The following is a 24,520-nucleotide window of genomic DNA, read 5'->3' as shown; positions in this document are numbered from 1 at the left end:
TCTTGTGCGGAATGGTCAACCAGTTGAGCCAGTGAGGCTGCAGCGAGGTGAGTCCGCCGAGGTGTGCTGGACAAGTGAGGTGAGACAGGCACAGGACTGAGCACGAAGCTGGGCGGCGGTTTCAGCATCTGCTTAGGTTACTGCACCGCCGCACGACGACCCTGCTCCCGCCGTGCAGCCGTAACAATGATTGCCGGTGGTGATCTTCCGGTGATGGAGACGTGTCGGATCAAAGTCCCGGATATGCGCAGGGGCATTCGGTTGCACCGGAAGTTCCAGCATCTGGTTGAAATCGCAATCGTAGAGTGTGCCGTCCCAGCCGACCGAGAGGGTATAACGACACATCACGCCGTGGACAGCAGCGGGGTTGTAGGCATTCGTCAGTCGCTCCATGTACCCCTGGTAGTTACCGCTATCCAGTAAGAATTCCAGAAACCTGCTTACCGGCATGTTCGTGATCGTATAGAGGCGATTGAATTCCACACCATGTTTTGTGCGCAGCTCTTTCCGGAATTGGGCCTCAATCGACTCCTGTTTGGGAGGGAGGAACGCGCCGACAGGGTTGTGCACGAGATTCAACAGCAACCCGCTTCCCTCGCGTCCGTAGCCGAGTTGGTTCAGCAGGCGAAGCGCCTCCATGGACTTGTCGAAAATGCCCTCACCTCGCTGCGCGTCGGTCTGGGCGGCACGGTAATAGGGAAGAGAGGCCACGACCTCCACCCGGTGCGCCGCGAGAAAGGTGGCCAGGTCTGCCTGGGAAGGCAACAGGAGCACCGAGAGGTTGCATCGGTCCATCACATGTCGGTTCATCGCACGAGCCTGCTCAACCAGCCAGCGGAAATTGGGATTGAGTTCAGGCGCTCCACCGGTGATGTCGACGGTTGGAATGTCAGTCTGTGCTAAGGCGGCGATGCATTGCTCGGCGGTCTCTCTGGTCATGCGTTCGGTGCGGTCAGGCCCCGCGTCCACATGGCAGTGGCGACAGGTTTGGTTGCAGAGCTTGCCCACATTGACTTGGAAGACTGTGATGCCGGTGGCCTGCAGCGGGGAGAGGCCACTCTGTCGGAGCTGTTCATCAAATGGCAGGCACGTCCCGATCTCTGCGAGCACTTTCAATTGTTCGGCAGAGGAGGCAAGCGGTTTGTGTTGGCCCACAAGCGTCAGTGCCATCGCGGACTCTTGCAAGTAGTGTAAGGCGCGCTCATGGCCGGCGTTCTGGCCTCACTGCTTATGCTGCACGGTGAGCAACGTTGAGGTCGGGAATCGCAATTCGCAGCATCCAAAGTCCAGCACCTGTTCGCCGCGACTCTTCAGCGCGCGTTGGACGGTCGGGTCCACTCGATAACAGACCTGTTTGCCATGTCGGTGCCCCTCCACCAAGCCGGCATCCCGAAGAATCCTGAGGTGATGGGAGACATGTGGCTGCGAGCAACGGAGGATGTCCGTGAGGTCGCTCACACATTTTTCGCCCAACAACAATGATTCCAGGATGCGCAGACGCGTTTCATCGCCCATGGCCTTTAAGACTGCGGCACATTGACGCGGGGTCGTGAGGTTGGCGATGGGATGGCGTGGCATCAGCAACAATTCCCTTCAGGCGAACAACTGACCGCCTCGCCCTCGACCTCCCGCGAGCTTCGGTGGTAGATCGTAAAGTGGGGGTGATAGGCGTTCTGCGTCAGCACGTGAAGCGTTTTTGAGCAAATTTCCAACGGCACGCCGCGGTAATACTGATGGTGGTCGTCGTCTTCGGCACCGATGATCGGCCCCGTGAGAATGGCGTAAGCGCCCTGCCAGACGCAGGGCTTCTCTTCGGGTAGGATTGCGCACCAGCGAGGATCGGCCGCATCGAGGGTGATTGGAGCCGGCCCGATGAGAAAGAGTGAACGCAACGGCGCGCTCCGCAGAAGCTGCGCGCATTGCGCATCGACTGGTTGCGGGACCCCGCGTGTATATCGTTGGCCCAGTTCGTCTGTCACGGCGGAGAACGGTCCGCACAGGGTGGCATAGAGCGGAGCCTCTTTCCCCGCCGCGTCCGGCAGCTTGTACCCCGTCAGGGTCACGGAGAGAAAATGCACGCCGTCAATCGATTGCCAGGTGGCGGACTTGATCTGGTGCACGGCGCGAAAGCCGGCATCCACCATTCCGCCGATGTAGTCCTGGACTTGGAGCGCTCCAGAAAGGCAATCGCCCCACTTGGCGGCATCGTGTACCAGGTATTGCGGCACCACTTGATCCGAGACGATGTCCGAGATCGTGAAGCGGCCACCGGGTTTTAAGACACGGTACATCTCGCGGAAGACTTTGCGTTTGTCAGGGGCCAGATTGATCACGCAGTTGGAAATGATCAGGTCCACGCTGGCGTCTTCAACCGGCATGGCATCGGCCATGCCCTTGCGGAATTCGGTGTTCGGCCGGGGGTAGCCGAGATTTGCGGCAACGACGGGGGCGTGGCGGCGGGCAATTTCCAGCATGGTGTCGGTCATATCGATGCCGATGACCCGGCCGGCAGACCCCACGCGGCGCGCCGCTTCGAAGCAATCGATGCCGCCGCCAGATCCGATGTCCAACACCGTTTCACCGGACTGCACCGTGTCCAGTCCTGCTGGTGTGCCGCAACCGTAGGAAATGTTCAGGACAGCATCCGGAATGAACGAGCGCAGATCGTCGAAGTTGTATCCCGTCGGGCAGCACATCTGCTCGCCTGTCGAGGCGGCGCGCGCATAACGCTCGCTGACTTTTTGGGCAATGTCGTCGGTGGCCATGGGTTTCCTCTGAGTGTCGAGCAACTATAGAGATGTCTCTATCTATCAACCATTCGCGTCCGAGGTCAATCAGGTTGGTTACTCGCTGTGGCGGGTGTCTATCTGTAGGAATTGCGGGAGAGCGTATGGCCACGAGATCGCATTGAGATGGGACGCGGCGCGGTGATCCCCCTGGTGCAGGGGCAGCCGAGCGGCCGCCCCTGCGTCTACGCGGGACCTGCAACGGCTACTGCATCGAGGCCATCGGCTTTTCGACGATATCGCCCTTCATCGGCCCCAGCGCGCCCAGCAACTCGTTTTTCTCCTTCTCCGGCACTTTGAACTTGTTCAGTGTGGCGACCAGGTCGCCGACCAGCGCGTCGAAGTCGCTGCTGCTGACGCCCATGCCCGCATGGGTGCTCTTCATGTCGCGGCCGGTGTAGGTGCAGGGGCCGCCGGAGGCCTGACAGATCTGATCGACCAGCATGGATTTCAGCCGCGGAATATTGGCATTGGCAAACTTCCCGTTGATGCGGGTGTCGCCTGCCACGCGTCCGACAAAATCATCGACTACCGCGGTGATGGCGGTTTTGCCGCCCAAGCGGTCGTACAGGGATCTTTCCGCAGCGGTCGTACCGGCGGGCGACGAGCCCATGGTGTTACACGCCGAGACCGTCAGTGCAAGACCGAGAACCATGGCGAGTGATGCAATGCGGTGAGACATGATGTGTCCTCCTGGTTAAGATGCTGTATGGCGGGCCGCCGTGTCGGCCTCTCTGTGTGTGATTACGAAGGCTGAACGTAATTGGATCTACGGCACATGAAAAAGTGCCGTTGCGCCACGCTGATCCCGGTGCTACAGTTTCGCCTGATTCGGGCACAGATCGGACATCCGAGAGAACGGGTGCCCTCGTAGCACTTTACGAGGACACCCATGTGTGACACCCAGACCGTGGCCAACGCACCATCGATTCACGAGCAGGAATGGGCGGGACTCCTCGCCCGTATTGCCGTTGGAGACCAGTCCGCACTGGCGGAGCTGTATGATGTCAGCAGCGCGAAGGTCTTCGGCCTGGCGATGAAGATACTCGGGGATCATGCGGCCGCCGAGGAGACGACCCTGGATGTCTATACACAGGTGTGGCGCCGGATCTCGACCTATAACGCGGTGCGGGGCACGCCGGGGAGTTGGCTCATGACGCTCGCGAAGAATCGGGCCATCGACCGATTTCGGAGCAGCTATCTTGAGCGGGGCCGGCACGTGCCGCTCGAACAAGCGGCCGAGTTGCCCGGACATGAGGACACGCCGGAGCAATATAGTGCGGGGCTCGAACGCCAACGCTTCGTGCAGGAGGCCCTGGCGAGCCTTTCCGTCGAACAACGCCAGGCAATCGCGCTGGCGTACTATTGGGGCTTGAGTCAGAGCGAAATTGCCGATCAGCTCAAGTTGCCGTTGGGGACGGTGAAGACGCGAGTGAGGCTGGGGTTAATCAAATTACGCGAAGTCCTCGCACCGCATGGGGAGGGGTTGTTGTCATGACCGATCCTCGCCGCGATCAGGAATTGGCCGAACTGGCGGCACTGTATGCACTAGAGGCCCTTGGCGACGACGCGCAGCGGGAGTTCACGCGTTCGTTGGAGACCGCCTCCGCTTCGACACGGGAAGACGTGGCGGCGTTTCAAGGCGTGGTGCAGGATCTGGCGTTCAGCGGCCCGGCCATCGCACCACCGGCTTCTCTCAAAGCGCGGCTCATGGCAAGAATCGCGCAGGAACCGCAGGAGGCCGCCGAGGCAACAGGCTTCACCTTCGTCCGCAGCAAGGGGGTGGCTTGGCAGGAATTGGCACCGGGTCTGTCGATGAAAGTGTTATTTCACGATGCGGCGGCGGCGCGTACGACCATGTTGTTGAAATTGGCTCCCGGTGGCACACTGATCGGGCATCGCCACCCGCAGGTGGAAGAGTTCTATGTGCTGGAGGGAAGCTGTGTCTGCGCCGGTGAGTTTCTGCAGGCCGGGGATTACCATCGTGCGGAGGCAGGCACGGTTCATCCCGTTACCTCAAGCGAACAGGGTTGCCTGGCCCTGGTCATGACCTCGTCAAAGAACGAACCGATCAGGTAACCGATCGAATCGCTACGGTTTCCTACCCGGGTGCCTGAAGAACACCAGCCAGTAGAGGGCCACGTTCACGAACAGCACGACCATGCCCAGCAGGAACTGAATCTCGCGGGTCAGTGTCGCGGGATAGAGTAGCGCTGGAAGGTAGCGGCTGATGAAGTCGGCTTCGTCGGCCGATTCACCCGCCAGGGCGCGTAAACGGTTTTCAAGCGGTGTCAGCGGACAGATCCAACCCATGAATTCAACCAGGGCACCCCAGGCTACTGCCGGCAGGTGGATCCACACCATCCCTTGCCATTTCACCAACAGCAGCCCACCACCGATCACGAAGAGGACAAAGCCCAGGTGCAGCAGCAGGACCAGGTCGACGCCGATTCGATACCACATTGCCGGTAGTCTGCAGCAACAACGGGATCAAGGCAATGAGCAGATGGCGGAGCTGGTTCCTATCCGACTCCTAATCAAGTCTGCGCAGATGAGTGGTGGCTCAACGGTGGAACCGGGAAGGGGAGTGACAATTGCGAGGTCGGGAGGGTCACTGCGGCATTGGCCCAAGCCAGGAGATGGTCGGCGTCCTCCAGAATGTCGATCGGGACTTCGTAATAGTGCGTGAGGGTTTGTTTGGCGTTGGGGCGGAACGGCCGCATGCCTCGTGAGAGATAGAGCGGCTGAGTGAAGCCGTTCGTGCGAAAGTAGAGTCGGCCCTTGTGAATGATGCCGAAGAAGCGGTCGCGCTGGTAGAGGCCGTGGCCGCCGAACATGGCTTTGCCGACGAGGTCCGGCAGCTCACCGAGTTGATCCAGCACGAAGTCTTTGAAGCTGTCTTGTCGCATCGATCACAGGGGAAGCGGTTGGCGATGCCTGCCTGCGAGCGGCCGTCATTCGGTACGCAAGGGCACCGCACTGTGCACCGGCAGAGGAGGAATTGCAATGGGTTTGGTTGGGGGCGTCACCCACGGGATTCGTCGACTAGGGGGGTTGCTAGTGTCCTCGTCGCGCCGAGCGCGTTACAAGGGGAGAATGTGCAACTCACCTCATGTGGAGGACCGTATGCGTACGTTCATGACAGCATGTGTCGTCGGGTTCTGCCTGTTCGCTAGCCTGGGATTGTCTGCCGAAGCCGGAGAGACCAAGGCCAAGATGGAAAAGGCCAAGGGCGAAGTAAAGGGCGAGATCGAGGAGATGAAGGGCGAAACCAAGGCCATGCAGGAGGAGTTGAAGGGCAACGAGATGAAGGCGGAACTCGAACGCGCCAAAGGCAAGGTGAAGGGGGCCGGAGAACGCGCGAAGGGAAAATTCAAAGAAATGAAGGAAAAGGCCAAAGAGTGATCGAGTGAGCGAGACGTCGTGCCCGCCGGCCCTGCACGGGCGGCGGGCTGCCGACTGGTACCATTCGTGCTGTCCTACCGGGGTTTCCGCGCGCTGACGATCCGCACCGCGATAGGTAAGGCCACGCCCTGTGCGGCACGATAAGTGTTCACCGTCTTGATGATGCCCCGTTCCGCCTCCGCCTGCTGCGCGGGCGTCAGTTGTGCGAACAGATTTTGTATCGGCGCGGCGATGTCCATCAGGCCGCGAAAGAATTCTTCTGCCGACTCATACGCCACCTCAGCGGTAAATTCCTCATCGTCCAAGGGGGTGAGCCCTGCCTGCTTCAGCATGCCGGCCAGGTCGCCGGGTTTCGCCAGGCGAAAGATCCCTGGTGCTTCCGGGTCGGGCGGGGGCAGCGGCGTGATGGATTTGATCACGTCCATGGGAATACGAATGAACGGGTTGTTGTCCGGCGATGACCAGACGGCGGCCGCCACATACCCGCCAGGTTTCAACACGCGGGCGATTTCCTTCGCGGCTTTGGGAATGTCCGGCAGAAACATCAGGCAAAATCGGCTGATCACCGCATCGATCGATCCGGTCTCGAACGGCAACGAGGTGACGTCTCCCGTACGAAAGCTGACGTGCTGCAGGCCAAGCGTCTTGGCCTTTCGTGCCGCCACGGCCAGCATGGATTCCGCCAAGTCAATGCCGACGACCGTGCCCTCCGTCCCGACCACCTCGCCGGCGAGCAGCGCCGGGTACCCCGTTCCCGATCCAAGGTCCAGCACTCGAAGGCCAGGACGCACCCGTGCATCTGCAACCAGGCGGTGGTTGATGAACGCCATGGTGCGATTGAAAAATTGATCCCATTTATCCCAACCCGGCGCGACGCGGTTCCAATCCTGGCGCTGCGCTTCGATGACGGCTTCCGGTGTTTGTCCTGGCATGTGTCGGCCTCTCTCTTGCACGCGCTGCCGCGATCGTTATTTCATGCGCTCAAAGGAAAAGACCTTCGGGACGTCTTTTCCTGCCTTGCTGAGGGTCCAGGTCTGCGTGAAATGATCGTGATCTTTCAAGTCGATCACGAGCTGGTGCATGTGCACATCGGTGGGGTTGGTGAGATTCGTGGCGTCGACAAACATGAACGTGAAGGTCTTCTCCCCCTCCTTCACGCCGTTGGTGCGCATTCTCGGCTGGTTGTTCAGCGAGCAGTAATGCGTCAGCATCAGCTGGTCCCCGTCGCTGTAGTACATGGTAGTCATCGGGGGACTGTCGGGTGGGGTGAGGGTTTCGGTGAGGCTGGTTCCGCCGGAGCTGAGCGCATAGGCGACTTTATGGGGCTTGCCGTCGGTGTCGATGCCTTTCCACTCTCCCACGAGAACCTTGAGGGACGAGAGGCTGCTGTCAGGAATATCGGCGGCTTGGGCGGAGATCGGTAGAAGAAGCAGGATGAAACCACAAAGCGTGTGACCAATTCCACGCGGCATGAAAACCCTCCATCAAGCAAGAAGATGACGAAGAATGTCAGTCAAACATGTCTCCAAGGTCTAGATCAAGACTTTTCCCGCGACTGTCGCAGGACGACACAGATTTCGTGGTGGAGTGAATCAGAAATGCACGTATTCTTTGCTAGCGCGTATCGCGGAACCACAACGGTCTCACCTCCTCACGTCATCGACAGACAGGACCATCCGGCCAGATTCTAGTACGACAAACACACAAGGCCGCTGTGTGAGCGTTGGCGCCTTGGCAGAATCGAGACGATCATGCCCGATGACTGAGCAGCCCGATCACGTTGTGGCCCGATTCTCCCGGATCCTCCGTCATGCCATCGTGCGCGGGCGGCGGAGGCCAGAAAAACGGAGGCGTTCGAGAAGGAGTTGATTGCAGTCGGTGGAGATCGCAGCCCGGCTCCGGACGAACTGCAACCGACCATCTGTGCCTGCCTCGAACGGCTGCCTCCCGCGTTACGGCTTGCCTATGCCGATCTCTTGCGGCGGATTGATCTCGCGGGGCAATCTCCGGAGCAGGTGGCGCAGGCGCTACAGATCACGCAGAACAATCTCACCGTGCGCGTACACCGGGCGCGGCAGGCGTTACAGACGAGCTTGGAACAGACCTGAGGCCTTTGCACCAAGTGCACCAAGCATGGATGGATGGGTGCACTGCACCTGCGAGCAGAAGGCCGAGCACGGGCGATCGTGACGCTCGGTTGGCCCCATTTCCTGGTTTGCAGCCTAGCCGGTGCGAAAAAAGTATTGGCTTGGGACCCCACTGTACTAATTGAGTCCCGCCTCCGTCTGTAGTGGTGACGGCGTGGGGAACTGCTATTGGGGTGGCGATGGCTTCAGGTATCCTGTCCATGGGCACCATGGAGTTGGTGGATCATGCGATCATGTTGGTCGTGCCGGGCGCGATGGAGGCCGGCTTGTCTGACCCGCTGTTCTGGGCAGTGTGACCCTGTTGCTGATCGCTCGTGGGCGTGGGCACGCATTGGTGCGCGGACATCATTGCCACTGAGACGGTTCGGTTGCATGCGTCGATCCGTTGCTGCGAGATGCTTGGCTGCCGATGAGAGGGCAGGCGGGCGGGGATGTGGATCAAGGTGAGTGAGGACCGATTGAGCATGGCGACTGGGATATATGGGCGAGTGCTGGCGTTCGTGGCCACGGCCGCGGTCGTCTTCACGCTGGCAGGGTGTAGCCAGTTCGAACCGCGCGACAAGCGGTTCTACTATCGGGCGTTCTGGAATTTTGCTCTGCGGGAGGATTTGGCCGAACTCGACAGTGAATTCAACGGCGTCGATTTCGGGCATGCCAATCTGTACGAGAATCTTCTGCTGACCGGCGGCACGAACGTTCCGGCCATCGAGCAGACCGCTCGTCGGCAAACGCTGGCCTTTATTGCGACCAGGCCTCGGTTGAATCCGAACGAAGAGGCGATTGCGCCGACCTACATGAAACTGGCCTGGCGTGCGCAAAACACCTTCGACGAAGCCCATGCCCTGCATCGGGCGACCTACGACATCGTCGTGTCGGACGAACCGGACAAAGACCGCGCCATCCGGGAGGTGCTGGCTTACTATCGGGGCAGTGCCTATGCCATCACCTCGAAGCGGCTGGACCATCGCCGCTTGGATCAGTTTCCCTATTCCAAGGCGTTCCGTCACCGCTTTCCGTTGTTCAACGCCACGATCTGGTCGTATCACTACTTGCAGATTGCTGTATACGATCCGCTACAGGCCGCGACGGACTTGGCAGGCAAGACACAGGCGGTGCGCCCGATCTTGGCAAATTATCGAGGCTACCTCGATCAGCCGCCGGTGCACTGGACCTTCATGCCGCTGACGGCCGAGTACAGCCCGGCTTTTGCCGCGCGGTATCCGGAGGTGGCGAACATCTTCGACAATCTGCATATGCTGCACGACAACATCAGTGACATCCTGACAAGCGCGTTGCTGCCGACGTGGGAAGCCAAGCGGGAGGAAATCTATCGCCTGGTCGATCGCTATTACCTGGCCAGTGCGGATGAGACCAACCCGATGATCATCAAGACCGAACAGGAGCATCACCATTGAAACGTGCGGGTCTGTACAGCGCCGGTGCGCTGTCCCTGGTTCTTTTGCTGTGGTCGCCGGTGCCCTCGTGGGCCTTGGACCATGACAATCTGGATCCCAACCGCCCCATCGGAATGGAAGATGCGTATGCTATTCCCAAAGGAGAGATCGGGCTGGAAGGTGGAGTGCGGTTCAACGACCGGCGTGAGGGCCGCACCAGTGTCACGTTTCAACCGCAAATTATTTATGGCGCCTTCGCCAATACACAGATCGAAATTCAGGGTGACATCTTTACAGACCCGCATTCGTTGGTCGGTGCCAACAAGTCGGGTGATCTCCACTTGGGCCTGCTCTATAACTTCAACACGGAAACATTGACCCTGCCTGCCATGGCTGTGCGCGTGGAAGTCGATCTGCCGACCGGTGTGAATTCAAAGGGGGTGGATACGCAGCTGACCGGAATTCTGACCCGTTCCTTCGGGCGCCTCCGGATGCATCTCAACGCGGGCTATACGGTGCTTGGTTCGCCGCAAGGGCAAGAACGGCCCGGTGCCTATCGCGCCGTGGCGGCCGTGAGTTATCCGCTGGGGTATCCGAACAGCTTCCGCGATACGCTCATCGCCAGCATCTACACCAGGCAGTCGGATGTGCGCGAACAGCGGAACCACACCGGTGTGGAAATTGGCATCCGGCATCAACTGACCTCGCGCCTCGTCGTGGACGGCGGCCTCGGTACCGAATTCCTTGGGCCCTCAGACCGGGCGGTGTTGCTGGGTACGATGGGGCTCTCCGTCGGGTTTTAGCGAAGGGGTACACCGGGCTTGAGGGGTGCCTCACAACCCGGAATTGGAAACCAGCCGATCCCCACGGAAAGCCCTCTTTCATACGACGTCCTTGACGTATTTTGTTCTACGGTCGGATAATGCGCCCGTCTCGAGGAGGCGGGCATGGGACCAGCCGGTCGGCGCGTAGGAAGTTTTGTGGCGCTTTGTTCTGTGCTCTGGGTAGCCGCTTGCGGAGAGCCATCCGTCGACGCCTACTGCGAAGCCAACGGCAAAGGCAATCAGCAAACCCTCCAACTGCTCACCGATGTTCTCGAGCGAAAGCGCAACCAGACCGGCCTCTACCTCGCGCGTGCCCGCTGTCATTATTTTCTCGGGTCCTATGCGCACGCGCTGCAGGACGCGTCGGAAGTGATCCGCCGCGTACCGAACAAGGCCGACGCCTACCTGCTCCGTGCAAAGGCCGGCAAGATGCTAGGCCAGGTTCCGCAGGCGCTGGACGACTACTCGACCTCGATTCGCCTACGCCCGACAGCGGAGGCCTACTATGGACGAGGCTTGACCTATGTGCGGGAGTATCAAGGCAAAGACCGTGAGGCCGCTGAGGACTTCACCGCTGCCATCCGTCTCGATGCCAATCATGTCGGCGCCTATAAGTCTCGCGCGGAGATCTATAGCCGCCATGAACAGTTCCAGGCCGCGCTGGACGATTCAGAGAAGGTTCTGAAGCTCGATCCTGCCACGCCGAACGCCTTCTGCAACGTCGGGTTTGCCCACTATGCGCTGGGCCACGACGCCGAAGGCCGGAAGTTTCTCACCACCTGCTATCAGAAGGATCCTGACCCGCAAACGCGTGGCTACTATGAAACCGAGGTGCGCAAGGTGCTGGCGGCGCGCCAGCCACGCCGCAATTCCGGCGGCGGGTACGCGACGGACGGGCGGGAGAGCACTGCCCATGATCGTGAGATGGAACGGCAGCAACACGTCTATGAGAGCCTGCGCAACTCAGGGTTCACCGACCGGGCGGAAGCCTGCCGGATGGACGGATCGAAGTGTTAGGCGGGGCGTGGTGGCCTGACGGGTCACTCCTTGGAGCGGGTACGAGAAAGTGGATGGAGCATTAGATTTCGCGCGCGCCCTCGGAAGGGCCTCGTTGGACGCGCGCAGTTGGGAACGGAATCACGCCATCCCTTGAGGAGAGTGAGATAAGTGGAAGGAGCAATAGATTTTGACTCGCGGCTTGGGAAAGTCCTCGTTGGACTTCCGTAGTTGGGACGAAGTTAAACCTCCTCTTGGCGTAGAGTAAGGGATTGCAGGGTAGTCGGTTTTCAATTTCGATCATGCACAAATATCACGTTACTGCGGTTGCGAACTCTGCTCTAGGTTAAGGTGAGCGAATTGTAGAGCGGCGCAAAATATGACATGCCATTGGTGATCAACTAAGTGTTTGGTTGATTTCTTTTGCTTGTTCACGTAATTGACACGCCGATATTGCCTGTGCCCATCAAGCGAGGCATTTTTATCGGTCGAGGGCTGATGCGATGAGCAAACGTTCTATTCAAAGAATTTCAGTCATTGTACCAATGAATCCTTTTGCGCCTGCAGATTTACAAGAGACTCGTCACTGCCTTACAGCATTAAATGTTGAGAAGCTAATGCAATGGTGGCCGGGAAAGCCACATACCCCAAGACATGATGCTGATAAGGTTCGTTCAATTCAGCGTTCGCTGGATTGGAAGCGGGTTGCAAAGATAGCTGCTTATTTGCTTCAGAAAGAGATTGTTGATGCTCCGAAGCTCATTGATAAGTATTTTCGAAACATTTACGAGCCTAAAAAACTAGAGCCGGGAAGAGAATGGCCTCCGAAGGTGCAAAGGGTCGTTGGCTTTCAGAATAGTGAGTACCCTACTTTTTCAAACGTTCTGCTGCATGTAAATGGTGCATTGGTTAAGCCGCTCGAGGACAAGCAGGAAGCCGCAACGTTAACATTTGATGAGGAAGACAAAGCGCTTAGTTTTTCTGTAATAGACGGTCAGCATAGAATTAACGGTGCTTTCCTTGCGCTGAGGATCCTTCAAGAAGAAAACAGAAAAGCAGTGTGGGATATTCCAGCTGAAATTTTTCTTGACCTTGACCCGCCAAATGAAGCACCGAGGCGCCAGGCTCAAATTTTTATTGATGTTAATTTCAATCAGAAGAAGGTTGACAAATCCTTGGTCGCCGATCTCTTTCCTACTGCCAGAGGCAGTCGCGCCCCTCTTGACGATAAGGAGCGAGCGCAGGATCTCGGGAGAAGGCTAATGCTTGAAACAGGCCCGCTCGTGGGAATGATTCAGATACCTGGGATCAAGTATGGCGTTCCGGATGTAGTAGCGCTTGCGACTCTCAATTCTGCTATCGAAGAAGTAATTCCAATCATGAGGGAATGCGGTATTGACAATCTAGATCAACAGACAGAATTCTTGGCGCAGTGCTTAGATGCCTGGCTAGAAGCGACGGGACGAAAACAGGAAGTGAGCGAAGGGGAATCGCTTGACCCTGACAACGTGGCATATCAGGGGCGAGTCCTTGTTTCATTTCTTACCTTGCTTCCGGTTTGTATATCAAAGTTGAAGCGTAACGAATTTCAACTGATTTCAGATAGGAGCCATGAGACTCTTATTAGGTTCCTGCACGACCTAATGAGGCGTGGAGGACTTCTGGAGCGGGAGAAGTTCTTGCCCAAACCTAAATTTAAAGAAAAGGGATTTCTTGGTAGCGGTGGCGTTTCAAGATTTCGCGATCTTTTGTGGGCGGCAGCAACTTCTACAGAGAGTGTTGCTAGACTGAAGGCAGAGGCGTTAGCCGATCGGGCAGCGTTTGGACGTGAGAAATTTCGGAGTAAAGTGCAAGATGAGTTTTCATATTAATGCAAATCTCAGAGAGCATATTTGTTACACTTTTGAACCGTTAAAAACCCAAGCAGCAGCTAAGTCGTTTCCGCCTCCCGACAGTCTATCAAAGTCTGTTGAGAAATGGTTTAGGAAAAGATGTGGCGATCCAGTGGATCTCGAGCCGGAAAACTTTAAGTTGTTTGCAACGGCTGCTGTGGATATGTGGCTGCGGGCCGTTCATAGTTTTCTCATTTCTGCGTCCCTTACCAAGGCTAGTCCAATTTGGTCTTCTGTGGGTGCCTACTATGCGAGTCATTACTGCGTGCGCGCGTTTGCTCATTTGCTTGGCCACTTTCAGAGCTTCAGAGTGAAAAAGATAGCCTGTCTTGAGTTTGATGGGAAGAGGGGCAAATGTTCATTTCGGGCGAAGCAGGGTGGCGACCGTGAGCATCAATTTTATTGGAAATTAATTAAGGAAGTTCCAAGCTTTTCTGCGGATCCATTGTTCACGAATAACCTTGAGGAGTCTGATTCTGTTATCTCAGAGATTAAACATCGAGATGCGGCCAATTATTGCGATCATCTATCCTCTTTTATTCCCAAGTTTTCTCCGCTGAGCGAAGCAATCCTCAAGGATAGAATTGCATTTATCTCGAGTATGCATTTTGATTCGCCTCCATCTCCGCAAAAGGGAAAGTTTCCGGACGTAGAGGCGATACAAATACTGGCCTACCACAGAATCGTGAGATTTCGAAACTTTGTCAATGAAGCTCTTGGAGACTCTAATCGTTTTTGGAAAGTTCATCGCAATCCTGCATGGACGGCTGGCTTCACCAATTTTCAGCTGATCGAACAAGGTGGGATTGGCTCGATCTCCTCTCGATCATGAAATATATGGGTTCAAAGCGGTGGATGCTCAATAATGGACTGGGCACCATCTTGGCTAAGAATACTAGAAATGCAAAGCGGTTCGTAGATCTCTTTGCAGGATCCGGGGCGGTCTCATCTCATGTAGCTAAGACGCAGAGAATCCCCGTTTGTGCCTTCGATATCCAGGAATTTAGCTCTGTGCTCACGGGCGCGGTCATTCATCGCAATAGACCGGTCCTAGGCAATTTGATATGGGGGCCCTGGCAGAAGCGTGCAGAAAGTATTTTCAACGGTAAATCCTGGAAATGGCCAGATAAAATAACCTGGCATACGGTGAGAGAATGCAGAGATTGGAGCGATGCTCAAAATGACCTACCAGTGACCAAAGCTTATGGTGGGCACTATTTCAGTCCCCAACAGTCCATTTGGATTGATGCCTTTAGGCAGACTCTGCCATCTACTGAACCAAATAGAACCGTTGCGCTTGCAGCCCTGATCGAGGCGAGTGGGTGGTGTGTCGCCGCACCAGGGCATACTGCGCAGCCTTTCAGGCCGACTAGAACTGCTAAAAAGTTTCTTCAAGAAGCTTGGGCTAAGGACATTGTTGAGCGGATCCGTAGTTGTTTATGGTCGCTCGCCATACGTCATGCAAAAATGCCGGGGCAAGCAAGTGTGGGGGATGCAAACGAAGCTGCAACTCGTCTGAGAGTGGGTGATTTAGTTTTTATTGATCCCCCCTATTCAGGAGTCCAGTATAGCCGTTTTTACCATGTGCTTGAGACAATAGCGCGAGGCGGTTGCGGAGAAGTGTCGGGGGTAGGACGCTATCCTTCTATTGCAGATCGTCCCACATCCAAATACAGTCGAGTAAGCGAATCACGGGAGGCTCTTAAAAGTCTATTGGAAACCGTGGCTTTGAGTGGCGCCGTTGCGATTCTTACTTTTCCGGATCACATTTGTTCGAATGGACTGTCTGGGGAGATTATTCGCGTCATCGCAAAGGAACGTTTCAAAGTAAATGAAAAAATAGTTGAAAGTAAATTCAGCACTCTTGGCGGCACCGATAGGTTCTCAAAAACAGGGATTAAACGAGCACCTCGCCAAAATGCAAATGAGCTTATTTTGCTTCTGAAACCCAAATAGATAATTGCTACCAGCATCCCCAATTGACAGTGCCTCGCAGGGATAGGTACTCTGAAATAAAACGGGAGGATCCGTGATGGCACTTCTTCTCGCATTGTATGTGTTCTTTTCCGTAGTCATTCCCGCATCAGCCGCTGACAGCACCCAGGCTACCGCCACGGTGGTGATCAAGGCCGACGTCCTGTATTGGGAAGAGGGCGAACTGATCGTCAAGGAATTCTCCGGTCACGAAGAACGCCTGAAGGTCACGCCTGAAACCAAAATCGAGGGCGTGGTGGCCGGACGATTAAAGACCGGCGACAAGATCGTGGCGCAGATTACCGATGACCGTAGGGCGATCTCCATCAAGGTGCAGATCCCTGAGTGACGGTCAGGCCTCCCTCTCCAGAAAATCCGTTCAGCAACGCCTCAACGAGGTCCACGGCGCGAAGCACAATGAGCGCCGCGTTTGTGGACGCCGGCGAGACAGTGAGCCTCTGCGTGAAGCGAGAACGCTGCTGGGAGGCGTTAGCAGTAGCCGCTAGTCGAGAATTGAGAAGGCGCCGATAAAATACGGCCCCTTCGCAGCCTGAGCCCCACGTATCCGCACTTCGACCACGTCCTGTACCCAACCGCCGACCAGCCAGGGATTAGGGCCGAGGTTCGACCAGTACCACCAGCTGCCGTTTGATTTCTTGAACCAGAATTGAATCGGTTCCGTACCGGTCACTCGGATGATCGGCATGTCGAAGACGCGCGGCTGGTGCGTCACCCGGTCTTCCATCCAGATTTTGATCCAATGATCGTTGCCATGCGTGCCGAGTGTGCGGGGTTCATGAATCCAATCGGCGGCTACGCAGTGGTCGCCTACCGTTCGTCCAAATCCCGCGCCAGGACCATCGCCCGGATCGACGAAACAAGGCGTGAGCAGGCTCGGACTATCAAACGTCAGGTGGATATGCCCGTAGGTCATGTCTTCGACGTTGATGTAATTGCCGAAGCAGCGATGGCGATAGGTCCAGCAGGCCTGGTGGGTGGCATTACATGGTTGCAACTCGCCTGAATTGTCGATGCCTGTGGGATAGCCGAAGTTGCCTCTTGCCTGCCCATAGATATAGGTCAGGGCAAAGGTATTGTCGAAATCGACGACGCAGTCCCCGAGCCAGTTGTGCGCTTCGGCCGGCTCGGCTGTGAGGAGTGTTCCGCCGATTATGACGGCAAGGCTGAGTGTCAGCATCGCGACGATGTGTAGTGGCCTCATGGCGACGTCCTTTCTCTATGGGATTCAAGACAACCGAATCTCATGAGCGTGTGGCATGTGTAGCGTCACTTGGTCATTGTGCCCGGAGTCTCCAGCGCTCGTAACCGTTGAAAGGCTTGATCCCGCTCGGCTTCCGGCAGAAGCAGCGCCGCATGGTGATACTGATCCACCAAACGCTGCTTCTGCCGGAAGTTTGTGGCTTGGGAAATCTGTGTGAGAAGCCTGTTCAAGTCGACCCGCTCGGGCGGCGTCGATTGGTGCCGCGACGATTCTGCCAGCATGGCACGCACCTCCTCGTCGCTTGCCTGTCGTGGGCCTTGTACGGTTTGTCCCGCTTCCCCAAGCGGACCTCCCGGGACGAACTGATGAGGTGGAGGAGGGATACAGCCGGAGAGGACCATGAAAACGATAACGACCAGCTGCGGGATGAGGACGGCGATGTGTGGTCTATCAGAAACGCGATTCATTGTGACCTCCTGCGCATTGTCTTTCGAATTCCTTGTCACGCGCCGGGCTCAGTCGCCTATTCTCCTGGTGAGGCGACCTGCGTTTCGAGTCACTCTTGTTAAGAAAGGGGGAAGGCAACCTTTGGGCCATGCCGTGTCTGGGTGCGAATCGTGCGCAACTACAATTGCTTGAAGAGGATCAGCTCGACGAGTCATGCGGAGCGAGGCAGGGGCGCGGGTATCGCATACGATACAGAGTCGTATCCCATCCGATACCATTACGTAGCCTGCGTTTGTCTCACGAGCACAGGCCGGCGTTGATTCGTCGTGGATTCGATCATCAGATTGACTGCACGGGCATCAATCTAACGATACGATGGTGGCATGACGACGATGCCACCAGGCTTTGTTGGACGTCGCTTTCTGTCGGGATGGGGGCTGACTGATGTGGCGGAGAGACGTGCTCTGTTGCGCGGAGCGTCTGGCTCCGGTGCATGAAGTGAAACCGGATTGAGCGCGACCGCTGATTTAAGATCGCTTCCGCAATCGGACCGGATGGCGCCGGTGAAACCAGTCGCGAATGAGCGTCCCGATTACCAGAACGGGAACGGCCAGCAGCCAGACATACCAACTTGCCCAGAGCGCGGGGTCGTGCATGATGAGTTCTCCTGCGTGATACCTCCCCTACGTAGCAAGCCTCATACCGTCGTTCAGTGTTCCGCTACGACGGACGGTTTCCTGCTAAACGCCTCTCCAGTCGCAACGATTACCTGTTCTTGAGAAATTTGGCCGCTGAGCGTCACGCGCCCGGCAATTTTTGCCGTCGCAAAAAACTCACAGAGCGTGACGCTGTTCCCACAGCTGAGGTGTGAGCAGGTGATCGGCACTGTTGTGGCGCGGTCGTCTAGAGTGGATTCACCGGTCTGTCAGGTCAGCAGCAGGCTCACCAGCTTCGGCAGCCAGGGCAGCAGCGCGACGCCGCAACAAATGGAGAGTGCGACGATCGAGGTGACCAGATTTTCGTCCAGCCCCGTGTCTGCGGCGAAGATCACCGCGGTGACGGCCGACGGCATCGACGCGATCAGAATGACGATCGCCCGTTCCGTGTCCGTGAGGTGTAACACCGTGGTCGCGCCCACTCCTAAGAGCGAGCCGCCAAGCATCCGCATCGTCACGCCGAGCAGCGCCAGGGGCCAGGTGCGGCGGAGAGCGGTCAAGCTGATCGACAGGCCCAGGACCAGGCTCGCCAGTGGCGTCGTGGTCAAGTGCACAGATGTCAGAATCTCGCGCAGCCAAGACGGAAGATGCCACTCCGCCAGCGAACAGAGGAGACTGACACCCAGTGCCCACAGGGGTGGCGAGGAAATAAATCGCATGAACGCCGATCGAGCGGTCCCGCTCTTGGCCCCGTGCCAGACGGCGATGGCATAGAGGACGGTGAGTGTCAGAGTGGTTTGACCAAGGTCGAACAGGATCGCGTGCGCCAGTCCGCTCTCACCGAACGTGGCGAGCACGACCGGATAGGCAAAGTACACTGAATTAATGCAACCGGTACCCAGGAGGAATCCGCCTTGCGCTGCGCGAGGCAGGTGGAGCAGGCGGGCCAACGGCCATGTGCACAGCAGCATGGCAAGTGTGATCAGGCAGGCGGAGACCGGCAGTTTCCATGCGCTTGGCGTGAAGGCAACATGGTCGAGGGACACGACGATGGTTGCCGGAAGGCTGATCGAAAAGACCAGGGAGGCGAGCCGTTCCGCATGGGGTTTGCCCAGCAGCCCGAAGGAACGGAGGACCGCACCGAGCACAAAGATGGCGATGAAGGCTTGGAGCGTGGCGGGCATCGGCGGCAGGGTAACAGAAAAGCCGTCGCAAGAGGAGGCGCAACCGACGAAGTTAACGCACGTCTTTCTGTATGCGCCGGCGCGGTCGGCCTGGTACGATGGCGCACGTCATGATCCAGGCTCAGCCCTCACCTCAGCCGCGACAGGCGGCGATTGCCTTCATTCTCGTCACGGTCGTCCTCGACATGTTGTCGTTCGGGATCATCATTCCCGTCCTGCCGAAGTTGGTGGAGGAGTTTTTAGGAGGCGACACGCCGATGGCGGCCGAAATTTACGGCCTCATGGGAACGGCGTGGGCGCTGATGCAGTTCGTCTGTTCGCCGATCCAAGGTTCGTTGTCCGATCGATTTGGTCGCCGCCCGGTCGTGCTGCTGTCGAATGTGGGATTGGGCCTCGATTTTATCCTTATGGCGTTGGCGCCCAGTGTGTCGTGGTTGTTTGCCGGGCGGGTGATCTCCGGTATCGCGTCGTCGAGTTTCAGTACAGCGGGTGCGTACATCGCCGATGTGACGCCTCCGGACAAACGGGCTTCGGCGTTCGGCTTGATGGGGGCCTCATTCGGACTCGGTTTTGTCTTGGGACCGGCCGTAGGCGGTATCTTGGGCGCTGTCGATCCACGTTGGCCGTTTTGGGGCGCGGCAGCGACCAGTCTGCTCAATGCTTGCTATGGGTTTTTCGTGTTGCCGGAATCGCTGCCGGTCGAGAAACGGGCTCCCTTTCAGTGGCGACGGGCCAATCCGGTCGGTGCCTTGATCCTCCTGCGTTCCCACCATGAACTCTTTGGGCTGGCCACGGCGAATTTTCTGATGAATCTGGCGCATGCCGTGCTGCCCAGCGTGGCCGTGCTGTATCTGGGCTACCGGTATGGGTGGGGGCCGTCGGCAGTCGGATTCACGCTGGCCGGAGTCGGTGTCTGCGCCATGATCGTCCAGGGGACGTTGGTGCGGCCCATCACAGCGCGTCTCGGAGAACGCCGAACGTTGCTCTTGGGACTGTTGGCCGGAGCGACCGGATTTTCGATTTACGGGCTTGCCTCCACGCCGCTCCTCTATTGCTTCGGTATCCCCGTGATGGCGTTCTGGGGGCTCGCGGCTCCCTCGGCGCAAGTGTTTATGACCCGCCGGGTGGGACCGTCCGAGCAGGGGCAGTTACAGGGCGCCATCGCCAGCCTCACCGGAATCGCCGGGTTGCTCGGGCCGACGTTGTTCACGCAGACGTTTGCGGCCTTCATCGGTCCGCAAGCCGACTGGCATCTGCCTGGTGCACCCTATTTGCTTTCGACGCTGTTGTTGGTGGTCGCGGCCGGCACCGCGTGGCGTGCGACCAGACCCACCTGAGCCGAGCGGAAGGCCGATCTACCGCACCCCGTGGACGAACAGCTCCCGGTTTCGATAGATGGCGAGTGCATGCGCATCGGCTTGCTCCGCCTCGTTCTGCTGCCCCAACTGCCGGTGCAGATCGGCAAGGAGCGACCAGGCGTCGGCTTCGCCGGCGGAATCGTGGATGGATTGCGCAATCACCAAGGCACGTTTCGCCAGCGCGAGGCGATCGTTGAGGGTGCCCGTGCCTTCGTCGAGCCTGGCCAGCCGGAGTTTGAGCATGCCTTCGAACGGCAGGTGATGTTCTGCCTCGGCCAAGGCCAGGGCCTCGAGGTAATGCGTCCGCGCGTCGCTCATGTGGCCCAGGAGCCAATGGGCATCGCCGAGGGCGACTGTGGCCGTGAATTGCTGCTCGGCATGCCGCCGGTTGCGGGCCTCCTCCGCTGCCTGTTGCAGTGCCGAGAGCCCAGCTGTGGTTTCGCCGTCCACGACCTGTAACAATCCCAATTGCACCATCGTGTCGTTCCATCCCCGGGCGTTTCTCACGCGGGTGAACAGCGCCGCCGCCTGGGTGAGGGCATCCCGCGAGGCGTCGCGTTGCCCCAGTTGCGCCGCCACACGTCCCGTGGCCAGCAGCGCTTCGGCATGGGCCGATCGATCGGAGGTTTGGGTGAACAACGGCACGGCCTCCTGCAACGAAGCGTAGGCCTCCTGGAGTTTGCCCTGACGCTCCAGTACCCGTGCGATTTTCATCAAAGCCGTGGCGATGCCCTGAGGTTGTTTTTTCTCCCGGAATTTCGCCAGCGCCAGCTGATAATAGGTCAAGGTCTCGGGAAAGTGTTCCTGTTGGTCGTGAATCTCGCCGATGCGAAGCAACTCATGGCCAGAAAGCTGGTTGGGCGAGGCGGTCGGCGTGCCCTGTGTCGGGGGTGACGCCCATGCCGGGGGAAGGGATGGCAGAAGCAGGATGAGCAGCAACCAGCAACCGATCATTGTGATGTTCCGTATCGAGGAAAAGGTTCCGCGAATGACGCGGACACTGTCGGGGCTAACCTCGCACTCACGTTGTGTCAACGTCAAGTGAGTCGAGGCGGTCCTGGCCGCGCGGCTTGCCTCGACTGGTCTGGAGGGGTAAGATCGTAGATCCCACCATATCGAGAGGAGGTGTTATGTCTACGACACGAGCCACTCTCACCCCCGTTCCCCTGTCCCTGGATCATCGCATCGAGCGCGTACGGGCGCAGTTGGCTGAACTGGCCACCTATCGTGGCAAGGGGAGTCCGACGCGGAGTCTGCAGGAGTTCGATCAGGAAACCGAGGCCCTGATTGCCGAGCAACTCGGCGACGGATCGGAGCTTCTCGAAGCCTATGCGTACGCCGAGTTTGGGGAGGCCGGCGGCTTGGTGAATATGACCGACGAAGCCCATGAAAATGCCGATTTCGACAGCATCCATCACCATCTTGTGCAGCGGGGTCGCGTCTTGGAAAGTTGCATTGCCGAGCTCGAAGCGCAGCGCGGTCTTGAGGCGAGGTCATTCCAGACGAGCGGGGAGGCGCGCATTCGCTGAGTGGCGGCTGACGAGTCCTCGCACGGCCTCGGCGGAAGGCGTGGTGTCCTGCATGAGCTGAGTGCGCCGGCGAGGCTGCCTGTGGCGCCGGGCGCCCGGTTCGTCTTGTCCGAACAGCGGGTCTTCCAGGCCGGAGGAGGTGGCACATGGGTCCAACCAAGGCAGTGGTAAAACAGCAGGCGCTCTATCACGCCGTGAGCGGCAAACTGATCCACAGCGGATTCCCGAGCTATCGAGCGTTGGCAGACTATGTGAAGCAGCACTACATCGTACTGCCGGTGCATGACAACGCCGGGAAGCCCTGGCAGCTCGACGGCCAACCGATCTATTGTCTGCACGGCGTGCAATATGAGACCGTCGACGATCGGCGGGTGCACCTGACTCGTTGTCCGGATTGCGGCGGTATGGGGGTCAGGGCCAAGGAGCTCACCGTCGAGTCCGATTGTATCCGTTGCGCCGCCTGTGGGCATGAGTTTGATGCGCGCCTGGAGATGATGGAAACCTGACCGCGCAAAGACATTCTCAGTAAGAACCGGTTATACTCAGCCGTCTCTCCGGCAGGCCGTAGTTGTGCCGGAGGGACAGTCACGTATGAACCGGAAGGGGATCTGAGATATGGCAACAGCACCAGTGATTCGGCGAAAGACGCGCACTCCCCAAGTGAAGAAGAAGACGCCGGTGCGTCGGGCGAAGGCCGAGCAAGCTCTCGAGCCGTCCGGCGCGGTGATCGTGCTGTCGGGAGCCACGCCGCTTCGTCGACAGAAAGCGGCGGAGGTCTTGGCCGAAGAACTGCAACTCCATCTGGCCAGCGTGGATCTTGCCGCGGTCGTCAGCCAGCATGTTCGTGAAACGGAAAAGAACGTAAATCGCGTGTTTGATATGGCCAACCGCCACGGGTCGATTCTCTTCTTCGACGAGGCGGACGCCTTGTTCGGCAACGGTCGTCGAGTTCAGGGTACGCAGGATCGATTTGCCAATAGTGACGTGTCGTATTTGTTGCAGAGCATCGAACGGCATCAAGGGCTCGTCATCCTCGCAACGAACGGCAAGAGCCGTATCGAGGAAGCGTTCTCGGAAGAGAAACCGGTGATCGTTCTGGGCGGAGCTGCGAAGAAAAACCCGTCGAAGGCGAAGGCCATACCAGCGGCGAAACCCAAGAAGAACAGCGTGCGCAAGAAATAGGGAGTGTGCAGCTCGTGGAGCTCGTCTGATTAGGGACGAGCGGCCAGCAACGCCATCTTTGCCGTTCGATCCAGGGATTTGATCGCGGCCTCACGCTGTAAAGCCGCTCCCTTGCTGTCCAGCGATTCGGTATACCGCACCGTAAACGGCCCCCGGCGTTTCGTGTATTTTGCCCCCTTCCCGCTTGCATGCGTCCGCATGCGCCGCTCCAAATTGTTCGTGATGCCGGTGTAGAGACTGCCGTCGGCACACTCCAAGATATACACGATCCAGTTCATGCGTCGTGAAGGCGAGAGGTTTCGTGTGTTGCGCTCGGTGACACGGGGAGCCCCGAGGCTGACGCGATGATAACCGAATGGGCGACGAGACGCGACTACTTGACGGTGGTGTGGAAGAGATCCAGCCCCAGGCCGGAGAACAGGGCTAGAAGAATGAGGGCGGTGGCGAGCGCCGCAGCGACAGCCGCGAGCATAAACTTTCGGTCATTACGCACCGAGTCGTGGAATCGATAGGTGCTGGATTTGCGGATACGGTGTGTCGTCATGATCGGTTCAACTATCGTTGGCGGTATCCCAGCGGACGACCGGTTCGAGTTGGCTCGAACGAGCGCAGTCACTATGCACTGATCGGCGGGTTGCGCGGAATAGGGGTTTCCCTGAAAAGGGGAGAAATTGTTCCGCGTCTGTTTTGAGGTATGGGACCCGGTCGCCTGGTTGACAGGCTTGCGTTCACAGCCGTAGCGTGGGGCGTATGTCCGATTCTGTACACATTGATCGGGAGCTCTCTGCGGCCAGGCTCGCCTGGGAGCAAGGGCAGGATGGCAAGGCGCGGGTCTGTGCGAGGCGGGCGGTGGCGGCGGCCGATCGAGCGTGGTTGTCTGCAGTCGGTGACCCGTTGTGGCATGGCGATGCGCTGGCGCATCTGCGCCGGATTCAGCAGCAGCAGGCGTTTCCGAATCAAGTCAGACAGGCGGCTGAACGATTGACCACGGCGGTGACCCGCCGTCATGACGCGCCGTTTACCAGCGATCCGGTCAGCGATGCCGCTCTCATCATCGCGCACCTGACCGTCGACCTCCCGGGCGCGCTTCTTCCCTGAGTCCGGCCACGGGCGTCGTCTATTCCCTCACATAGTGCACGCGTACGGTGTGGATCAGTCCTTCGCCGTTCACCGTCATCATTTCAGCGGCCAGCAGCCCCTGTACGCTGCGATAGAAGAGGACCAGGCTACCCACTCCTGTCAGGACGCGGATGAGATCGAAGCGTAGGTCCGGGTAGGCATTGAGCCCTTTTTGAAAATAGGTTCGCAAGGCTTCGTGCCCCCGGATGGTTCCGGACGCATCGGCGGATAGCGTCGATACAAATGGGCTGGTAAACTCGACGTCCTGGGCATAATGACGGAGAATGGCATGCACGTCATGTCGGTTCCAGGCGGTGATCCAGTCGTGAGCCAGACGTTGGGCGAGTTGTTCGTTCATCAGGGCGACCCTTTCATGGGCGATCGGCACGTCATCAACGGTAGCCT

32 protein-coding genes are annotated in these 24,520 nt (G+C 58.3%); 17 read left to right on the top strand and 15 right to left on the bottom strand.

All coding sequences use genetic code 11. The annotated features are described in order from the left end of the window. Positions 1 to 132: 132 nt before the first annotated feature. From arsS to JNL86_15350, 4 genes are all read right to left on the bottom strand, one after another. On the bottom strand, positions 133 to 1,170 hold the full coding sequence (gene arsS / locus JNL86_15365) for an arsenosugar biosynthesis radical SAM protein ArsS (GenBank protein MBL8044288.1): 1,038 nt from the start codon (positions 1,168 to 1,170) through the stop codon (positions 133 to 135). A gap of 51 nt (positions 1,171 to 1,221) precedes the next feature. Then, complete coding sequence (locus tag JNL86_15360) at positions 1,222 to 1,578, bottom strand: winged helix-turn-helix transcriptional regulator (GenBank protein ID MBL8044287.1); 357 nt, start codon at positions 1,576 to 1,578, stop codon at positions 1,222 to 1,224. Further along, positions 1,578 to 2,765, bottom strand: coding sequence for a methyltransferase domain-containing protein (locus JNL86_15355; protein ID MBL8044286.1), 1,188 nt, complete (start codon positions 2,763 to 2,765; stop codon positions 1,578 to 1,580). The genes JNL86_15360 and JNL86_15355 overlap by 1 nt, the downstream gene beginning before the upstream one ends. A gap of 226 nt (positions 2,766 to 2,991) precedes the next feature. Then, positions 2,992 to 3,468 (bottom strand): group 1 truncated hemoglobin, encoded by a 477-nt coding sequence (locus JNL86_15350; GenBank protein MBL8044285.1) that lies wholly within the window; start codon positions 3,466 to 3,468, stop codon positions 2,992 to 2,994. A 210-nt stretch (positions 3,469 to 3,678) separates the two neighbouring features. Here JNL86_15350 and JNL86_15345 point away from each other — a divergent pair, with 210 nt between their 5' ends. Further along, positions 3,679 to 4,284 carry a sigma-70 family RNA polymerase sigma factor gene (locus JNL86_15345; GenBank protein MBL8044284.1) on the top strand — a complete coding sequence of 202 codons (606 nt, stop codon included), beginning with the start codon at positions 3,679 to 3,681 and terminating at the stop codon, positions 4,282 to 4,284. Beyond that, positions 4,281 to 4,865, top strand: coding sequence for a cupin domain-containing protein (locus JNL86_15340; protein ID MBL8044283.1), 585 nt, complete (start codon positions 4,281 to 4,283; stop codon positions 4,863 to 4,865). The genes JNL86_15345 and JNL86_15340 overlap by 4 nt, the downstream gene beginning before the upstream one ends. 12 nt (positions 4,866 to 4,877) lie before the next feature. Here the strand turns inward: JNL86_15340 and JNL86_15335 are convergent, their stop codons facing one another. Continuing rightward, on the bottom strand, positions 4,878 to 5,249 hold the full coding sequence (locus JNL86_15335) for a DUF2784 domain-containing protein (GenBank protein MBL8044282.1): 372 nt from the start codon (positions 5,247 to 5,249) through the stop codon (positions 4,878 to 4,880). A gap of 74 nt (positions 5,250 to 5,323) precedes the next feature. After that, on the bottom strand, positions 5,324 to 5,695 hold the full coding sequence (locus JNL86_15330) for a TfoX/Sxy family protein (GenBank protein ID MBL8044281.1): 372 nt from the start codon (positions 5,693 to 5,695) through the stop codon (positions 5,324 to 5,326). Between the two features lie 217 nt (positions 5,696 to 5,912). Between JNL86_15330 and JNL86_15325 the strand changes: the two genes are divergently transcribed. Then, positions 5,913 to 6,191, top strand: coding sequence for a hypothetical protein (locus JNL86_15325; GenBank protein MBL8044280.1), 279 nt, complete (start codon positions 5,913 to 5,915; stop codon positions 6,189 to 6,191). 74 nt (positions 6,192 to 6,265) lie between these two features. Here the strand turns inward: JNL86_15325 and JNL86_15320 are convergent, their stop codons facing one another. Next, positions 6,266 to 7,123 (bottom strand): methyltransferase domain-containing protein, encoded by an 858-nt coding sequence (locus JNL86_15320; protein ID MBL8044279.1) that lies wholly within the window; start codon positions 7,121 to 7,123, stop codon positions 6,266 to 6,268. A 36-nt stretch (positions 7,124 to 7,159) separates the two neighbouring features. Continuing rightward, positions 7,160 to 7,663 carry a hypothetical protein gene (locus JNL86_15315; protein ID MBL8044278.1) on the bottom strand — a complete coding sequence of 168 codons (504 nt, stop codon included), beginning with the start codon at positions 7,661 to 7,663 and terminating at the stop codon, positions 7,160 to 7,162. 393 nt (positions 7,664 to 8,056) lie between these two features. Here JNL86_15315 and JNL86_15310 point away from each other — a divergent pair, with 393 nt between their 5' ends. The 9 genes from JNL86_15310 to JNL86_15270 all read left to right on the top strand — a co-directional run bounded on the left by JNL86_15310 (position 8,057) and on the right by JNL86_15270 (position 15,767). Continuing rightward, positions 8,057 to 8,299: a sigma-70 family RNA polymerase sigma factor gene (locus tag JNL86_15310; protein MBL8044277.1), complete on the top strand. Its 243-nt coding sequence runs from the start codon at positions 8,057 to 8,059 to the stop codon at positions 8,297 to 8,299. A 218-nt stretch (positions 8,300 to 8,517) separates the two neighbouring features. Next, positions 8,518 to 8,634 carry a hypothetical protein gene (locus JNL86_15305; protein MBL8044276.1) on the top strand — a complete coding sequence of 39 codons (117 nt, stop codon included), beginning with the start codon at positions 8,518 to 8,520 and terminating at the stop codon, positions 8,632 to 8,634. A 168-nt stretch (positions 8,635 to 8,802) separates the two neighbouring features. Then, positions 8,803 to 9,753 (top strand): hypothetical protein, encoded by a 951-nt coding sequence (locus JNL86_15300; GenBank protein MBL8044275.1) that lies wholly within the window; start codon positions 8,803 to 8,805, stop codon positions 9,751 to 9,753. Then, positions 9,750 to 10,535 carry a transporter gene (locus JNL86_15295; GenBank protein ID MBL8044274.1) on the top strand — a complete coding sequence of 262 codons (786 nt, stop codon included), beginning with the start codon at positions 9,750 to 9,752 and terminating at the stop codon, positions 10,533 to 10,535. The genes JNL86_15300 and JNL86_15295 overlap by 4 nt, the downstream gene beginning before the upstream one ends. Before the next feature lie 144 nt (positions 10,536 to 10,679). Continuing rightward, positions 10,680 to 11,573, top strand: coding sequence for a tetratricopeptide repeat protein (locus JNL86_15290; GenBank protein ID MBL8044273.1), 894 nt, complete (start codon positions 10,680 to 10,682; stop codon positions 11,571 to 11,573). Positions 11,574 to 12,055: 482 nt separating this feature from the next. After that, positions 12,056 to 13,423, top strand: a complete 1,368-nt coding sequence (locus tag JNL86_15285; protein MBL8044272.1) for a DGQHR domain-containing protein — start codon at positions 12,056 to 12,058, stop codon at positions 13,421 to 13,423. After that, the gene (locus JNL86_15280; GenBank protein MBL8044271.1) at positions 13,407 to 14,276 is read left to right on the top strand and encodes a hypothetical protein; all 870 of its coding nucleotides are present in this window, start codon (positions 13,407 to 13,409) and stop codon (positions 14,274 to 14,276) included. Before JNL86_15285 ends, JNL86_15280 begins: the two co-directional genes overlap by 17 nt. Then, entirely contained in the window at positions 14,273 to 15,400 is a 1,128-nt protein-coding gene (locus JNL86_15275; GenBank protein ID MBL8044270.1) for a DNA adenine methylase, read from the top strand. Before JNL86_15280 ends, JNL86_15275 begins: the two co-directional genes overlap by 4 nt. A 76-nt stretch (positions 15,401 to 15,476) precedes the next feature. Next, the gene (locus JNL86_15270; protein ID MBL8044269.1) at positions 15,477 to 15,767 is read left to right on the top strand and encodes a hypothetical protein; all 291 of its coding nucleotides are present in this window, start codon (positions 15,477 to 15,479) and stop codon (positions 15,765 to 15,767) included. 153 nt (positions 15,768 to 15,920) lie between these two features. Here JNL86_15270 and JNL86_15265 read toward each other — a convergent pair whose 3' ends face one another. The 3 genes from JNL86_15265 to JNL86_15255 all read right to left on the bottom strand — a co-directional run bounded on the left by JNL86_15265 (position 15,921) and on the right by JNL86_15255 (position 18,927). Beyond that, the gene (locus tag JNL86_15265; GenBank protein MBL8044268.1) at positions 15,921 to 16,640 is read right to left on the bottom strand and encodes a hypothetical protein; all 720 of its coding nucleotides are present in this window, start codon (positions 16,638 to 16,640) and stop codon (positions 15,921 to 15,923) included. 65 nt (positions 16,641 to 16,705) lie between these two features. After that, the gene (locus JNL86_15260) at positions 16,706 to 16,921 is read right to left on the bottom strand and encodes a hypothetical protein (protein ID MBL8044267.1); all 216 of its coding nucleotides are present in this window, start codon (positions 16,919 to 16,921) and stop codon (positions 16,706 to 16,708) included. Between the two features lie 1,091 nt (positions 16,922 to 18,012). Next, positions 18,013 to 18,927, bottom strand: a complete 915-nt coding sequence (locus JNL86_15255; GenBank protein MBL8044266.1) for an AEC family transporter — start codon at positions 18,925 to 18,927, stop codon at positions 18,013 to 18,015. A gap of 98 nt (positions 18,928 to 19,025) precedes the next feature. Here JNL86_15255 and JNL86_15250 point away from each other — a divergent pair, with 98 nt between their 5' ends. Then, complete coding sequence (locus JNL86_15250; protein MBL8044265.1) at positions 19,026 to 20,264, top strand: TCR/Tet family MFS transporter; 1,239 nt, start codon at positions 19,026 to 19,028, stop codon at positions 20,262 to 20,264. 18 nt (positions 20,265 to 20,282) lie between these two features. On the opposite strand, the gene JNL86_15245 is transcribed toward JNL86_15250, so the two are convergent. Next, complete coding sequence (locus tag JNL86_15245) at positions 20,283 to 21,239, bottom strand: tetratricopeptide repeat protein (GenBank protein MBL8044264.1); 957 nt, start codon at positions 21,237 to 21,239, stop codon at positions 20,283 to 20,285. A gap of 176 nt (positions 21,240 to 21,415) precedes the next feature. Between JNL86_15245 and JNL86_15240 the strand changes: the two genes are divergently transcribed. The 3 genes from JNL86_15240 to JNL86_15230 all read left to right on the top strand — a co-directional run bounded on the left by JNL86_15240 (position 21,416) and on the right by JNL86_15230 (position 22,996). Then, entirely contained in the window at positions 21,416 to 21,814 is a 399-nt protein-coding gene (locus tag JNL86_15240) for a hypothetical protein (GenBank protein MBL8044263.1), read from the top strand. Between the two features lie 146 nt (positions 21,815 to 21,960). Beyond that, positions 21,961 to 22,320 (top strand): hypothetical protein, encoded by a 360-nt coding sequence (locus JNL86_15235; GenBank protein ID MBL8044262.1) that lies wholly within the window; start codon positions 21,961 to 21,963, stop codon positions 22,318 to 22,320. 109 nt (positions 22,321 to 22,429) lie between these two features. Further along, positions 22,430 to 22,996 carry an AAA family ATPase gene (locus tag JNL86_15230; protein MBL8044261.1) on the top strand — a complete coding sequence of 189 codons (567 nt, stop codon included), beginning with the start codon at positions 22,430 to 22,432 and terminating at the stop codon, positions 22,994 to 22,996. 29 nt (positions 22,997 to 23,025) lie between these two features. On the opposite strand, the gene JNL86_15225 is transcribed toward JNL86_15230, so the two are convergent. Beyond that, positions 23,026 to 23,274, bottom strand: a complete 249-nt coding sequence (locus JNL86_15225; protein ID MBL8044260.1) for a GIY-YIG nuclease family protein — start codon at positions 23,272 to 23,274, stop codon at positions 23,026 to 23,028. Positions 23,275 to 23,369: 95 nt separating this feature from the next. Continuing rightward, a complete protein-coding gene (locus tag JNL86_15220; protein ID MBL8044259.1) occupies positions 23,370 to 23,540 on the bottom strand; it encodes a hypothetical protein in 171 nt (56 codons plus the stop codon). A gap of 206 nt (positions 23,541 to 23,746) precedes the next feature. Here JNL86_15220 and JNL86_15215 point away from each other — a divergent pair, with 206 nt between their 5' ends. Continuing rightward, on the top strand, positions 23,747 to 24,094 hold the full coding sequence (locus JNL86_15215) for a hypothetical protein (GenBank protein ID MBL8044258.1): 348 nt from the start codon (positions 23,747 to 23,749) through the stop codon (positions 24,092 to 24,094). Between the two features lie 19 nt (positions 24,095 to 24,113). Here JNL86_15215 and JNL86_15210 read toward each other — a convergent pair whose 3' ends face one another. Beyond that, on the bottom strand, positions 24,114 to 24,473 hold the full coding sequence (locus JNL86_15210; GenBank protein ID MBL8044257.1) for a nuclear transport factor 2 family protein: 360 nt from the start codon (positions 24,471 to 24,473) through the stop codon (positions 24,114 to 24,116). Positions 24,474 to 24,520 lie beyond the last annotated feature (47 nt).

Source organism: Nitrospira sp., assembly GCA_016788885.1.
Lineage (GTDB): Bacteria > Nitrospirota > Nitrospiria > Nitrospirales > Nitrospiraceae > Nitrospira_A.
The sequence above is the reverse complement of the archived record's forward strand: the minus strand, read 5'-3'. Positions and strand labels throughout refer to the sequence as shown.